General features: G+C 67.5%; 12 protein-coding genes. 7 read left to right on the top strand and 5 right to left on the bottom strand.

Translation table 11 applies throughout. The annotated features are described in order from the left end of the window. Nucleotides 1-12: 12 nt before the first annotated feature. Complete coding sequence (locus tag HWV07_RS17920) at nucleotides 13-1,497, bottom strand: spermidine synthase (protein WP_178336097.1); 1,485 nt, start codon at nucleotides 1,495-1,497, stop codon at nucleotides 13-15. Between the two features lie 310 nt (nucleotides 1,498-1,807). Between HWV07_RS17920 and HWV07_RS17925 the strand changes: the two genes are divergently transcribed. From HWV07_RS17925 to rnhB, 4 genes are all read left to right on the top strand, one after another. Continuing rightward, the gene (locus HWV07_RS17925; RefSeq protein ID WP_178335634.1) at nucleotides 1,808-3,055 is read left to right on the top strand and encodes a tRNA pseudouridine(54/55) synthase Pus10; all 1,248 of its coding nucleotides are present in this window, start codon (nucleotides 1,808-1,810) and stop codon (nucleotides 3,053-3,055) included. 111 nt (nucleotides 3,056-3,166) lie between these two features. Further along, nucleotides 3,167-3,724, top strand: coding sequence for a response regulator (locus tag HWV07_RS17930; RefSeq protein WP_178335635.1), 558 nt, complete (start codon nucleotides 3,167-3,169; stop codon nucleotides 3,722-3,724). A gap of 516 nt (nucleotides 3,725-4,240) precedes the next feature. Next, the gene (locus HWV07_RS17935) at nucleotides 4,241-5,059 is read left to right on the top strand and encodes a lamin tail domain-containing protein (protein WP_211694173.1); all 819 of its coding nucleotides are present in this window, start codon (nucleotides 4,241-4,243) and stop codon (nucleotides 5,057-5,059) included. 84 nt (nucleotides 5,060-5,143) lie between these two features. Continuing rightward, entirely contained in the window at nucleotides 5,144-5,776 is a 633-nt protein-coding gene (rnhB, locus tag HWV07_RS17940) for a ribonuclease HII (RefSeq protein ID WP_178335637.1), read from the top strand. 23 nt (nucleotides 5,777-5,799) lie between these two features. On the opposite strand, the gene HWV07_RS17945 is transcribed toward rnhB, so the two are convergent. Next, entirely contained in the window at nucleotides 5,800-6,834 is a 1,035-nt protein-coding gene (locus HWV07_RS17945; protein ID WP_178335638.1) for a dipeptide epimerase, read from the bottom strand. Next, nucleotides 6,831-7,844 carry an N-acetyltransferase DgcN family protein gene (locus HWV07_RS17950; protein WP_178335639.1) on the bottom strand — a complete coding sequence of 338 codons (1,014 nt, stop codon included), beginning with the start codon at nucleotides 7,842-7,844 and terminating at the stop codon, nucleotides 6,831-6,833. Before HWV07_RS17950 ends, HWV07_RS17945 begins: the two co-directional genes overlap by 4 nt. A gap of 206 nt (nucleotides 7,845-8,050) precedes the next feature. Here HWV07_RS17950 and HWV07_RS17955 point away from each other — a divergent pair, with 206 nt between their 5' ends. Next, nucleotides 8,051-9,406, top strand: a complete 1,356-nt coding sequence (locus tag HWV07_RS17955; protein ID WP_178335640.1) for a cyclase family protein — start codon at nucleotides 8,051-8,053, stop codon at nucleotides 9,404-9,406. Between the two features lie 43 nt (nucleotides 9,407-9,449). After that, nucleotides 9,450-10,511 carry a preprotein translocase subunit SecD family protein gene (locus HWV07_RS17960; RefSeq protein ID WP_178335641.1) on the top strand — a complete coding sequence of 354 codons (1,062 nt, stop codon included), beginning with the start codon at nucleotides 9,450-9,452 and terminating at the stop codon, nucleotides 10,509-10,511. 38 nt (nucleotides 10,512-10,549) lie between these two features. On the opposite strand, the gene HWV07_RS17965 is transcribed toward HWV07_RS17960, so the two are convergent. Together HWV07_RS17965 and HWV07_RS17970 are read right to left on the bottom strand one after the other, a co-directional pair. Then, nucleotides 10,550-11,452, bottom strand: coding sequence for a Vms1/Ankzf1 family peptidyl-tRNA hydrolase (locus tag HWV07_RS17965; protein ID WP_178335642.1), 903 nt, complete (start codon nucleotides 11,450-11,452; stop codon nucleotides 10,550-10,552). Between the two features lie 24 nt (nucleotides 11,453-11,476). Beyond that, complete coding sequence (locus HWV07_RS17970) at nucleotides 11,477-11,833, bottom strand: DUF5802 family protein (RefSeq protein ID WP_178336098.1); 357 nt, start codon at nucleotides 11,831-11,833, stop codon at nucleotides 11,477-11,479. A gap of 197 nt (nucleotides 11,834-12,030) precedes the next feature. On the opposite strand from HWV07_RS17970, the gene HWV07_RS17975 reads away from it, so the two are divergent. Then, nucleotides 12,031-13,284 (top strand): RNA-guided endonuclease InsQ/TnpB family protein, encoded by a 1,254-nt coding sequence (locus HWV07_RS17975; RefSeq protein WP_178335643.1) that lies wholly within the window; start codon nucleotides 12,031-12,033, stop codon nucleotides 13,282-13,284. Nucleotides 13,285-13,472: the final 188 nt, after the last annotated feature.

Consider the following 13,472-nt stretch of genomic DNA (forward strand, 5'->3'; position numbering starts at 1 on the left):
TCGACCGGTCCCTCAGCCGCTCGCCGTCGTCCCGTTCGTCTGCTCGATGACGTACCGCTGGCCGACCATCGGGTCGAGCAGCGAGTCGACGGGCGCGTAGTCGTCGCGGAGCACCGGCGCGTCGCCGACGTCCTCGTCGCGCCGGTAGCTGTCGATCTCCCTGGAGAGGTCGATGCCGATGTCGCGGCGCTCGTTGCGCTCGCGGAGCGTCTCCTCGGTGACGACGGTGTCGTTCTTCGTCGCCACCAGTTCGATGTTCTGGACGACGTTGGCGTTCGAGGTCGGGAACGAGTAGACGTTGGGGAAGACGCGGTCCATCGTCCGGTACTCCGCGCGGTAGAACTGCGAGGCCGGCCCGGAGGGCGCCGAGATGAGGTTCGCCATGAGCATGCCGTCCTCGGAGAGGCGGTCGCTAGAGAGTTCCATGAACTCCTCGGTGGTCAGGTGGAACGGGACCTTGTCCTTCTTGTAGGCGTCAAGGACGATGAGGTCGTACTCCGTCTCGGTGTCCCGGAGGTACTGCCGGCCGTCGCCCTGGTGGATGTTGAGCTGCTCGGACTCCTCGACGCGGAAGTACCCCTTCGCGACGCTGATGACCTCCGGGTCGATCTCGACGACGTCGACGGTCGCGTTGTACTCCTCGGCGAACCGCTTGGGCCCCGTGAACCCGCCGCCGCCGACGAACAGCACCCGGTCGATCTGGTCGGGGTCGGACGCGAACAGGTACGGCATGTGGAAGTAGCGGGTGTACTCGAAGACGTGGCGGTTCGGCGCGCTCTTGTCCATCGCGCTGTGCCGCTGGCCGTCGAGGTACAGCGTCCGGGTGTCGCCCATGTCGGCGACCCGCAGCTCCTGGTACTGGGTCTGGGTCTCGTAGACGACCCGGCCGTCGACGGAGACGCCCGCGTAGCCTGTGCTGAAGGCCGCGACCAGCAGCACGAGCGCGAATGCGACCGCGACGATCGACGACCGCGACGGCGACGGCAGCGTCAGCAGCGCCGCCGTCCCGACGAGGAGGACGCCGAAGAGGAAGGCGATGGCGTCGATACCGAACGTCGGGACGAGCAGGTAGGTCGTCCCGAAGGCGCCGAAGATGCTGCCGATGGTGCCGACGGCGTAGACGTGGCCCGACGCCTCGCCGATGCCGCGCTTCTCGGAGAGCTCGGCGGCGTAAGGGCTGATGAACCCCAGCAGGTACGTCGGCGGCCCGAACAGCAACACGACGGCGGGCAGCGACGCCGCACGGCTCGGCAGCGGCAAGGCGACCGTCGACCGGACGAGCAACTCGCCGGCGAAGACGACGATCGCCACGTAGCCCGCGGTCCCGAGCAGCAACCGGACGAGCCGGCGGTCGTTCGCGCGGCCCGCGAGCTTCCCGCCGCGGTAGTAGCCCGCGCTCAGCGCCGCCAGGAACACGCCGATGATCGTCCCCCAGGTGTAGATGCTGCTGCCGAACTGCGGCGCGATGACCCTGCCGGCGAGGATCTCCAGACCCATGCTGGCGACGCCGGAGACGAACACCGCCAGCTCCGGCTTCGTGACCGACGCGTCGACGCGGTCGACGACCGACGCTGCACTCACGGTCGGTCGCCCCGTCCCGCGTCGCTGTCTCCCTGCCCGGTGCCGGTTCGCGCCCCGAGGGCGCTCCCGACGCCGGTGGACTCCCGAGTCATGCTATCGTCGTTAGCGGGCCTCGTAGTTGAATCTCGGGGCGACGGCAGAGTTGGTCGCCGACCGCTCGGGTTCGCCGCCCGACCGGGATAGCAAGATAGCAAGCGTGTTACCGTCGGCCGCCCGACCGTGGCGTATGGATCCGGACCTCATCGACGGCGCCCGCGCGCTCCTGGCGACGGGGCAGCTCTGCGACTCCTGTCTCGGCCGCCCCGTCGCCGACCGCAGCTTCGGGCTCACCAACGCCGAACGGGGGCGGGCGCTCCGCACCACCGTCGCCCTCGCCCAGGACGAGCCCTTCGAGGCTCCCGACGCCGAGTGCTGGGTCTGCGAGGGCACCTGCGAGCGGTTCGACGAGCTGGCCGACCGGGTCGTCGAAGCGCTCGGCGACACGGAGCTGTACACCTACCAGATCGGGACGCGCGTCCCACCCCTGCTCGAGGAGAACGACCGCCTGCTCAGACTCGACGCCGGCTTCGACGAGGACGCCGGCGAGCAGCTGAAGACCGAGGTCAACCGCGAGGTGGGGCGCCGCGTCGGCCGGAAACTCGGCGCCGACGTCGACTTCGAGCGCCCCGACGTCCAGTTCCTGCTCGACCTCGAGGACGACCGCGTCGAGGTCCAGCGCAACTCCATCGCGATCTACGGCCGCTACCGGAAGCTCGAGCGGGACATCCCCCAGACGGAGTGGGAGAAGTTCGACGAGAGCGTCGAGGAGCTCGTCGCGCCGCCGTTCCTCAGCGCGTTCCGCGGGACAGAGGCGGTCTTCCACGGCGCCGGCCGCGAGGACGTCGACGCGCTGATGCTCGGCCCTGGCCGGCCGTTCGTCCTCGAGGTCAAACAGCCCCGACGCCGCGACGCCGACCTCGACGAACTGCAGGCCGAGGTCGAAGCGCAGGCCGACGGCAAAGCCGAGGTCGAGGACCTCGCGTTCGCCTCCCACGAGATGGTCGAGCGCGTCAAGGAGCACGACGCCTCGAAGACCTACCGCGCGTCCGTCCGCTTCGACGAGGACGTGTCAGAAGCCGACTTCGAGGACGCCCTCGCGGAACTGGACGGCGTCACCGTCGAGCAGCGGACCCCACACCGCGTCGACCACCGCCGCGCCGACCTCGTCCGCGAGCGACAGGTCCTCTCCATCGAGGGCGACCTCGAGGACGCACGCACGGCGACCGTCGACGTCCACGGGGAGGGCGGCCTCTACATCAAGGAACTCGTCAGCGGCGACGAGGGCCGGACCGAGCCAAGCCTCGCCGGGCTACTGGGCGTCGCGGCGACCGTGAGCGCACTCGACGTCGTCGACGTCCAGGGCGTCGACGAACCGTTCCTGACCGACGAGTACCGGCTGGAACGCGAGGGCGACCCCGTCGCCGGCCACGCCTAGTCGCCGCCTACCGGCCGGCTATCGGGGCGCGCGGTCACGTGCTGGATTCATCCAGAGATTTATTACCGTCCATTGCGGTGCATAAACCACGAACGCCGTTCGCATCCTTCCATGAGCAAAGACGTCATTCTCGTCGTCGAGGACGAGCCAGAACTCGCGGACCTGTACAGCGGCTGGCTGGAGCAGAACTACCCAGTACGGGTCGCACACGACGGGTCGGAGGCCCTCGAGAAGTTCGACGAGGACGTCGAGATCGTCCTGCTGGACCGGCAGCTCCCCGGGATGGACGGCGACGCCGTCCTCCCGCTCCTCCGGGACCGCAAGCCCGACGTGCAGGTCGCGATGGTCACCGCCGTCGAGCCCGACGTCGACGTCGTCGACATGGGCTTCGACGCCTACATCACGAAGCCCATCCGCGAGGACGACATCTACGAGCTCGTCGACCACCTCCTGCACCGGCGCGTCTACGACGAGAACGTCCGCGAGCTGTTCGCGGCCATCTCCAAACAGATCGCCCTCGAGAACCAGCACGACCGCGAGGAGCTCGAGGACGACCCGCAGTACCAGTACCTGCTGGCCCAGATTGACAAGCTTCGCGACGAGACCGCGGATCTCGCCGAGCAGTTCGACGACGACGAGTTCAAGACCGCACTTTCGGCGCTGCACTGAGCGGCCCAACTGACATCCCTCGATCCGCTCTCCTTCTCCCACACTGGTTTCGCAGTCCCTAGCCAATCGAACCGAATTCGAAATAAGGCACTACTACGGTGTCACGAAAGGTGGGCCATCATGCGATGGCCCCTCCTCGCGCTCGTCTGCGTGCTCCTGTTGGCCGGTTGTGGCGACGTCGACTCGACGGCGACGCCCACCCCGACTGTCGAATCCAACGCGACCGAGGCACCGACTCCCTCGGCGACAGCCGACCCCAACGCGACGACCAATACTACCGGAGCAACGACGCCAGCAGCAGCAGGCGACCAGACGCCAATGCAGACGCAGACTGCGACCACAGAATCACCTGAGACAGGAACTCCAGCGGTGGCTCCTGCTGCGACAGCGACGCCGTCCAGTACCGCGACGGCGACTCCAACCTCGTCACCAACGCCGACCGCGACGCCCACGCCCACGCCGACCGCGACGGCCCAACCGGAACAGCAGTCGTCGTGGACCGTCGACGTAATCCAGGTGATCGACGGCGACACGATGGAGGTCCGGATGCCGGACGGCAGTCAGGACACGATCCGGCTGCTCGGCGTCGATACCCCCGAGACGAGCGCCTCGGAGACGAGCCCCGACGAGTGGGAGGGCATCCCCGATAATTCGGACGGCCGAGCGTGGCTCACGTCGTGGGGTAACGATGCAACCGCCTACGCGGAGGACCACCTCGCCGGCGAGGAGATCTACATCGAGACGGACTCCGAGTCCGACCGTCGCGGCACCTACGATCGGCTGCTCGTCTACGCCTCGCAGTCGGAATCCGCGGACACATCGTTCAACCTGCGGCTGATCGAGGACGGCTACGCGCGGATGTACGACACGCAGTTCACGCAGCGCTCGACGTATGAGGCCGCCGAATCGCAGGCGCAGAACGGCGACGTCGGCGTCTGGAACTACGATGCCACGGACACGTCGACGCCGACCGCGGCACCGGACGGCGGCCAGCAGTCCGGGTCGCTGACCGTCTCGGGCGTCCACGCCGACGCGGACGGCAACGACCACGAGAACCTCAACGACGAGTACGTCGAGTTCACCAACGACGGCGAGAGCGCGATCGACATGAGCGGCTGGACCCTATCGGACCAGGCCGACCACACCTACCAGTTCCCGTCCGGGTTCACGCTCGGGGCGGGCGATTCGGTGACCATCTACACCGGGAGCGGCTCGGATACCGAGGACGATCTCTACTGGGGGTCGGGCCGGGCCGTCTGGAACAACGGCGGAGACACCATCTACGTCACCGACGACGCCGGCGAGACGGTGATCGAACACGTGTACGACGGCTGATCGGCAGTTTCGACCCATATCGAACGCCGGCCCGGGCGCACGTCACCGAACGGTTCAAGAGCGTACCGGACGATCCGTTCCTTCGTGAAGTTCGGCGTCGACGAAGCCGGCAAGGGCCCCGTCCTGGGGTCGATGTTCGCCGCGGCCGTCAGGGCGCCCCTCGAGGCCCTCCCGGACGGCATCGACGACTCCAAGCGGCTCACCGACGCGACCCGCGAGGACCTCGCTGACCGGCTCCGCGCGGACGACCGCGTCGCCGTCGGCCTCGCGGAGATCACCCCCACCCGCATCGACGACGGGAACATGAACGACCTCACGGTCGCCGCGCACGCGGAGGCGCTCTCGGCGGTCGTCGAGGTTGGCGACGCGGGCCTCTGTGACGCGGGCGACGTCGACGCCGACCGGTTCGCCGCTCGCGTCGCCGAACGGGTGGACGCCGACGTGAATGTCGCCGCGGAACACGGTGCCGACGGTGCGGACGAACTCGTCGGCGCCGCGAGCATCGTCGCCAAGAGCGCCCGGGAGCGACACGTCGTCGCGCTCAGCGAGGAGTTCGGCGACGTCGGCAGCGGCTACCCCAGCGACCCGACGACCCGCGAGTTCCTCCGCGACCACGTCGAAAGGACGGGCGAACTCCCGGATTGCGCGCGGACCTCGTGGTCGACCTGCGACGACGTCCTCGCAGCGGCAGAACAGTCCGCGCTCGGCGACTTCTGACGCGGTCGACCGGGAATCCTCGCCTACCGTGGTGTGGCGCCGGTCCCATGCTGGACGCTCTGTAGATCGAACTGTCCTTCGGTCACCTCGATGCCGCCAAAGGAATCTGACTCGAGCAGCAGCGACCCGTCGAGGTCGGCGTAGTCGAGCAGCGGGAGCAGGTGGGCGGCACCGGCGATGGCGGCGTTCGTCTCGATCATGCAGCCGCACATCACCTCCAGCCCGTGAGCTCGCCCGGCGTGGATCAACTCCAGGGCCGGCGTGAGCCCGCCGGTCTTCATCAGCTTCAGGTTCGCGACGTCGCAGCGGTCGGCGACGGCCGGGACGTCGTCGGCGGTGAGGCAGGATTCGTCGGCGGCGATTGGCAGCGGCGAGCGCTCGTGGACGTGCCGGAGCCCCGACGGATTCTCGGCGGGCACCGGCTGCTCGACGAACTCGACGCCGTACTCGGCCAGCGCCTCGCACTTCCGGACGGCCTCCGTCGGCGTCCAGGCCTCGTTGGCGTCGACGCGCAGCGTCACGTCTGGGGCGACGGCGCGGATGGCCTCGACGATCCGCAGGTCGCGGTCGGTCCCGAGTTTCACCTTCAGAATCGGGTAGCCGGCGTCGGCGGCCTGGCGGGCCCGGCGGGTCATCGCCCGCGTGTCGTCGAGACCGACGGTGAACGAGGTCGGTGGACAGCCATCGGAATCGGCTGAGAGCCCGAGCAACCGGTAGACCGGCTGGTCGAGGAGCTTCCCGGCGAGGTCCCAGAGTGCGACGTCGACGGCGGCCTTCGCGGCCGGATTCTCCCTAGCTACCTCGTCCATCCGGTCGTGGATTTCGCGACGCGCGTGCGGGTCGCTGACGGACGCGACGACCTCGAGGAGCTCTGGCAGCAGCGCCTCGACCGTCGCCGCCGTCTCCCCGTAGTGCCGCGATGGCGCCGCCGCGCCGTAGCCGGTCTCCCCCTCGTGTTCGATCTCGACGACGACGTTCTCGGTCGTAGTCGTCGTCCCGCGGGCGATGGTGAAGGGGACGTCCAGGGCCAGCTCGACCGTCTCGAAGCTCGGGTTCATAGTTGCTCGATAAGCTCCTCGGCGCCGTCCCGGACCGGGTCGACCGCGGGGACGCCGATGGACTCCTCGTATGCCTCGATGGCCGCGTCGGCCTCGTCGTCGTCGAGTTCGTACGTGTTCAGCGCGCCGCCGAGCAGCTCCGCGGGCGCGACGTTCTCGGCGAGGTCGAGGTACCGGTCGGCCACCCGGCCGGGGTCGGGGATCGAGAAGGACTCGTAGCCATGGATCGCCTCCCGGCCGGCCTCGTGGCAGAGGACGAGGTGGTCGGGCATCGCGCCGTGGAGGATGCCGCAGGTGACCGCGGAGTAGGCCGGGTGGAAGATGGAGCCCTGGCCCTCGACGAAGAGGTAGTCGTGCTCGTCGGCCCGCTCGACGAGCATCCGCTCGACGGCGCCGTTCGTGAAGTCGCTGATCGTCCGGTCGATGGGGACGCCCCAGCCGGCGATCACGATGCCGGTCTGGCCGGTCGGGACGAACCCCGCGTCGAGGCCGGCCTCGCGGGCCGCCTCGACCAGCTCCAGCGTCGTCGTCATCTTGCCGGTCGAGCAGTCCGTCCCGACCGTCAGGACGATCTCGCAGTCGAGGTCGCGAGCGACGCCGTCGGCGACGGTGAGGTCGTCCGGGGGCTTCCGGACGTCGCGCAGTTCGACGCCGTGCTCGTCGGCGAGGTTGCGGAACTCGGCGTCGTTCTCGAGGAAGTAGTGCAGCCCGGAGACGACGTCGGCGCCCTGCTCGATGGCGCCGCGGACGTCGGAACGCCAGGACTCGTCGAAGCCGCCGCCGATGGGGGCGATGCCGATGACGAGGGCGTCGAACGCGGGGGCGTCCTCGACGCCCTCGACGACGGGGACATCGTCGGCGTCGACGTCGGGCAGGTGGTCGCCGACGGTCGTGCCCGCCGAGTCGCGGTCGAGGACGGCGACGACCTCCTGGTCGCCGTACCGGAGGACACCGACCGCCGTCTTCGCGCGGTCCGGGAACTGCTCGTGGGCGAGGATCGCGATGCGCATACGCCCGGAGAGAGCGGCCGGCGGGATAAACACATCAGTTCGGCCCGCCGCCTTCTCTCGGTGACCGGGTTCCGGTACGTGACCGACCTGGTCGGATCGTCACAACCAATCCCGAGTTCCCGTATCTTAATTGCAATTTCCAGGTGAACGTATTTATGGGGTGGTCGTGAGATGGTGATTGCTACCACATAACGTGGTAGACACCTATGACCGACCATACCTGCGACCACGACGAGCAGCACGGAATCGACAGGCGGGGCTTCGTCCGAGGCTGTGGCGCCGCGATGGCACTCTCCGCGGCGGGCATCGGACCGGCTTCGTTCACCGCCTCGGCCCAGGCGGAGACAAACTACGGCGACGTCGGGGAGTTGCTCAATGACGCCCCCGACAACTGGGGTCGCTGGGGCGACGACGACGAACTCGGCGCGCTCAACCTGCTCGGAAGCGAGCAGGCCTTCGACGGGATGAAGGCCGCGATGCGAGGCGGGAGACGCGGCATCCAGACGTTCACGCTACAGGTCCCGCTCACGGGTGAGATAATCTTCGACCCGGCCGAAGCCGAACCCGACCCCACGTCGGAGACGGGCGATCCGGTGTTCCCGGGCCGCGCGCCGGCCCGTCGGAACAACGTTCAGGACGAGGGCTCCTATCGCGACGGCGAGGTGGAACCGCAGGCCGGGATGCGGTTCTCCGACGACCGCTTCATCAACGAGCTCTTCCTCCAGGGGACGACCCACGTCGACGCGCTCGCACACGCCTGGTACGCGGAACCCGACGACGGCGATGAGAGCCGCATCTACAACGGGTTCGACGCCGCGACCACCGGGACGACGAAGCAGTTCGACCGGGCGGTCGAGAGCTGCGAGATCGAGGACGGCGAGCGGGTCCCCGTCGACGAGACGCGCGGCCACGAACGCGCCGGCATCGGCGTCGCCGCCGACGAGGGCATCGTCGGACGCGCCGTCCTGCTGGACGTCGGTCGGGAACTGGGAGAGGACGGTCGACTCCCGCTCGGACACGGAATCACGTACGACGACCTCCAGGCGACGGCGGAGGCCCAGGGGACGCAGTTCCGAGAGCGGGATATCGTCTTCGTGCGGACCGGAGCGATGGCCCGAACCCGCGACCCCGACCTCGAGTGGAGCCCGCTGACTGAGCCCGGGCTCGTCTACAGCGAGGAACTCGTCGAGTGGATCGCGGAGATGGACTTCCCCATGATCGGCGCCGACAACATCGCCGTCGAGAAGGTGATGCAGCGACACGAGGTCGACGGCGAGGAACAGACGTTCGTCATCCCGCTGCACGGCGCGCTCCTCCGGAACCTCGGCGTCTACCTCAACGAGATCCTGTGGCTCGACGACCTCGCCGAACAGTGCGCCTCGGACGGAATCTACGAGTTCCTCTACACCACCGCGCCGCTGAACGTCGAACGCTCCAGCGGCGCGCCCGTCAACCCCGTCGCCGTGAAGGCCACCGCGTCCGAATGCGAGGGTGAGACGGGCGGCCGGAGTGCCGACCGGCGTAGCCGGAGCGACGAGCCCGACGACCGAAGCGACGGGTAACGATCGCCGGTACGTTCTTTGGACTGGCCGCGAACGTTTCAACATGGTATCAGGTCGTGCGGGACTCGCCGTCGCGGCGGCGCTCCTGCTGGTCGGGGCCGGGGCCGCGACGCCGGCCGTCGCCGACGCGGACGACGAGTTCGCGGTCGTCCCGGCCGGCCAGCACGTCGAGGCGTCGGTCGACGACGGCGCCGCGGTCGAGTCGGCCCTCGTCGACGAACTGGACGTGGACCGGCGAGACGTGCGGGCCGACGCCGACGCCAACACCGTCGAGGTACTCGTCGGCGACGTCTCGACGTCCGAGTTCGTCGATGCGCTCGACGCAGCTGGGATCGAGGCCAGCGAGAACGACGTCCGGGACCGACCCACCCTCGCGACAGTAGAGCGCTTCGGTTCTGTGCTCTCGACCCGTTACGAGTCCGCCGGGGTCGAAGCGAACGTGACCGTCCGGGAGGACCGACTCGTCGTCAACCCCGGGGACGACGCCGAGACGGCGAAGGAACTGGCGTCGGTCCGCGGCGTCGAGCTGTGGGCGACGGTGCCGACCAAGGACGGCACCACTGCTGAGCTGGTGCTGACCGGCGACGACGTGGCGACGGTGGAATCGGTCCAGAAGTCCCAGGAGCGAGCGTACGTCCCCGTTGAGCTGACCGAGCCCGGCGCCGAATCGTTCCAGGCGTCGATGCAGGAGTACGGGTTTACACAGGCGGACGGCGTCGCCTGCGACTACGACGTCGACGAACCGCTCGGCGCGAACCTCCAGGGGATGGACGCCGACGAGCGCTGCCTGCTGACCAGAGTCGGCGACGAGGTCGTCTACGCCTCCGGCGTCTCCACCGGCTTAGCCGAGAGCTTCCGGACCGGCGAGTTCGCCGCCGACCCGAAGCTACGTCTCGGGGCGCAGACGGAGGGGGACGCCGAGAAGATCGAACACCTCACGCGGTCGGGGTCGCTGCCCGCGGAGACGACGGTGACCGCAACGGACGACGGCTCCCTCGCCGAGTCCGGTCGTGCGGTCACTAGCGACGGCGCCGGGTTCGGCCCGCTGGCGGCGCTGGCTGGCGTCGTGGGTGCGCTACTGCTGGCACGGGTCACTCGTCGATAGTCGCCAAAGCGTACCGAGCGAGACGGTGCCGGTTCGGGTTACAGCCCGTAGAGCCGGACCGTCCAGAAGTCGTCGAAGGCGTCCGCGAGCGCGTCCTTCGGGTCGCCGGTCGCGTCGACGGCTGCCGTCGCGTCCGCGGTGACTCTCGCCTCCCCGTCGGCGTCGAACTCGCCGACGAGCCGGCGGTCGCCGACGACGTACAGCCGGTCTGCGTCGACGTCGGCCAGCGCGTCCTCGCACTTCTCGACGTGCGTGGCGATCTGCTCGTCGCGCAGGCGCTCGAACCGGGCCTGCGAGAACCCGCCCTTCGAGTGGTCGCTCTTGACGTCGGTCGTGAACCCCTCGTAGTCGACGCGTTCGTCGCTCTCGTAGACGCCGACGGCGAAGGTGTCCGAGCGGACCAGCGCGAACGCGAACCGCCCCGTCGGCTGGAGCCACGCGCGGTCTACACGGGGCGCGTCACCCCACTCGACGAACGGCTCCGGGTCGATGGGCGGGCGCGCGGCGACGGCCAGCAGACCGGCGTCGTCGGCCCAGACCAGACACGGCGCGGCCCGGTCGACGAGCGTGGCGCGGTCACCCAGTACGTCCGCGAGGTCCTCGGGGACGCCAGCCTCGACGTACGCCGACAGGACGCTCTCGGGGTCGCTCTCGAATGACTCCAGCCGCGAGACGACGGATTCGAGCCGGCGGCCGCGGACCGACTCCTCGCGGCGGAACGCGAGGTCGGCGGTCTCCTCCCGCTCGGCGAGGCGGCCCTCCATCTCGGCGATGCGATCCTCCAGCCGGTTGACGCGCTCCTCGGCGTCCTGTCTGGCGCTGACGGCCTCGCTGCGCCGCTCGCTCTCGGCCTCGAGCTGGGCCGCCAGGCTGTCGCGCTCCTCCTCGAGGGCCTCGATGCGTTCCTTCAGTTCGGTCCGGCCGAGGAGGTCGTCGAGCATCGGCGGACCGAGGGCGGGCCGGGCCTAAAATCCCGCGGCCCGCTCGGTGTTCGAGGGGTCGGCGTCGGTGGCCAGGCCGAGCAGCTGGCTCGCGCGGTCGGCCTTCGCGAGCAGGACCTCGCTGAGCGTCGGCGGATTGTCGACGCCGGTCGCCGACAGCGCCGCCTCCGGCAGGGCGACGGTCCCACCCGGGACGTCGTCGGCCCCGTGGACGGGGACGTGGGCGGTGCCGATCTTCATGACTAGCGGTCCCGGGTGGTCGTCGTACAGTTCGTCGTTGACCTGCTCGTGTTGCTCGGCGTGCATCACTGCTCGGTCTCCTGCGTACGGCTCGACGTAGAGCCGCCCCAGGTAGTAGCTTCGGGAGAACGGTTCGAACATGTCCGCTGGTTCCACGTTAGTGAGTAACACACATAAGGGTTGGCCGGGAATCATGAAATGCCGCGCGGAAACCCGCGGCTTTTGCCGTGGGAGAAAATCCGTGGGGTTGATTCCGTTACACAAGGCGCAGCTGATGCCACAATCAACCTCCTACTGCCGAACGAATGTTTATAAAACATCACCCACCCAGAGAAGGTGTGGCGGCCGTTCGGAACATCCAGGTCAAACTCGAAGTGCCCGAAGAAACTCATGACGTGCTCGAAGAGACGTTCGAGCAATTCCGCGGTGCCGCCCAGCACGTTGCTGACTACGGCTGGTCCGATGAACCGACCGAGATTATCAGTGACCAAGGTGATCTCAATGCCGCCACGTACGATGAGGTCCGTGAGCAGACAGACCTCCATTCGAATCACGTCCAATCGGCGCGACGGCTCGCAGCCGACGCGCTCAAAACTTGCCAAGATCGCATTTTCGACGGAAAGAAAACGAGCAAGCCCACATTCCGTGGGTCTGTTATAGTGTACGGCAGCCGCACAATTACATACAACGACGATTACTGCACACTCGCCACCGTTGATGGACGTGTTCGCGCCCACTACGTCATCCCGGAAGACGAAACGGGTACCCCATTCGCGGAGTACTGGGATCGCGATGAGTGGGAGCGCAAGGAAGCGACACTCCACAAGCGCGATGGTGAATTCTATCTCCACGTCGCCGTCGAGCAAGAACTGGAGACGGCTGCGTCAACGGTCGAGAACGGAGTGGTTCTCGGTGTTGATCTCAATGTGGACGGATACCTTGCGGTCACGAGTACGGGTCGTTTTCTCGGCAACGCGGATTACCTCAACCACAAGCGTGCTGTGTACGAACGGCGGCGCGGACGCCTGCAGCAGACCGGTACGCGGTCAGCCCGTCTTACAATCCAGTCGATTGGTGACCGGTTTGCTCGATGGAGTGACGAGTATCTCCACCAAGTTTCAAAAGCCATCGTTCAGGAAGCTCGCCGACACGACTGTGCTGCAATCGCATTCGAGGATTTAGCGAGCATCCGTACCGGAATCTCGAACCTCCCAAAGTTCCAGCAGTGGGCGTTTCGCACGATTCAACGGTTCACTGAGTACAAAGCCGAAGCAAACGGGATTTCCGTGGAGAGGGTTTCACCGGCATATACGAGTCAGCGATGCAGTCACACGGCTTGTGGATTCACCCATGAGAAGAATAGAACGAGTAACAGGTTCGAGTGTCTAAAGTGCGGAAAGGAACTTCATGCTGACTATAACGCTGCACGGAATATCGGGTGGCAGCTTGTCCAGCACTGGCACATGTCTGGTGCTGGACGCGCAAACTGTCAGGTTGCGCTGAAGTCAGGGACGCTGAATGGGAACGGCAAGTTTAGGCCTGCCGTCATTGACGGCCAGACCAGGAGTCCACTGACAAGCCCACCTCATTAGAAGTGGGTACCTGACTTATCGTAGTGCTATCAGAGAGATTTGCCAGTACAGCCCGGGGATGACCGCTAACCCAGAATAACGCGACGAGATCCCCAGTTGAACGCTATTGGACGATCTGCGCTAGTCTCGCGAGCGGATGAACGAATCGAACGGAGGGTGGGTTTTTACGGGGAGTACGTCTGAGTATC

The organism is Natronomonas salina (genome assembly GCF_013391105.1).
Taxonomy (GTDB): Archaea; Halobacteriota; Halobacteria; order Halobacteriales; family Haloarculaceae; genus Natronomonas; species Natronomonas salina.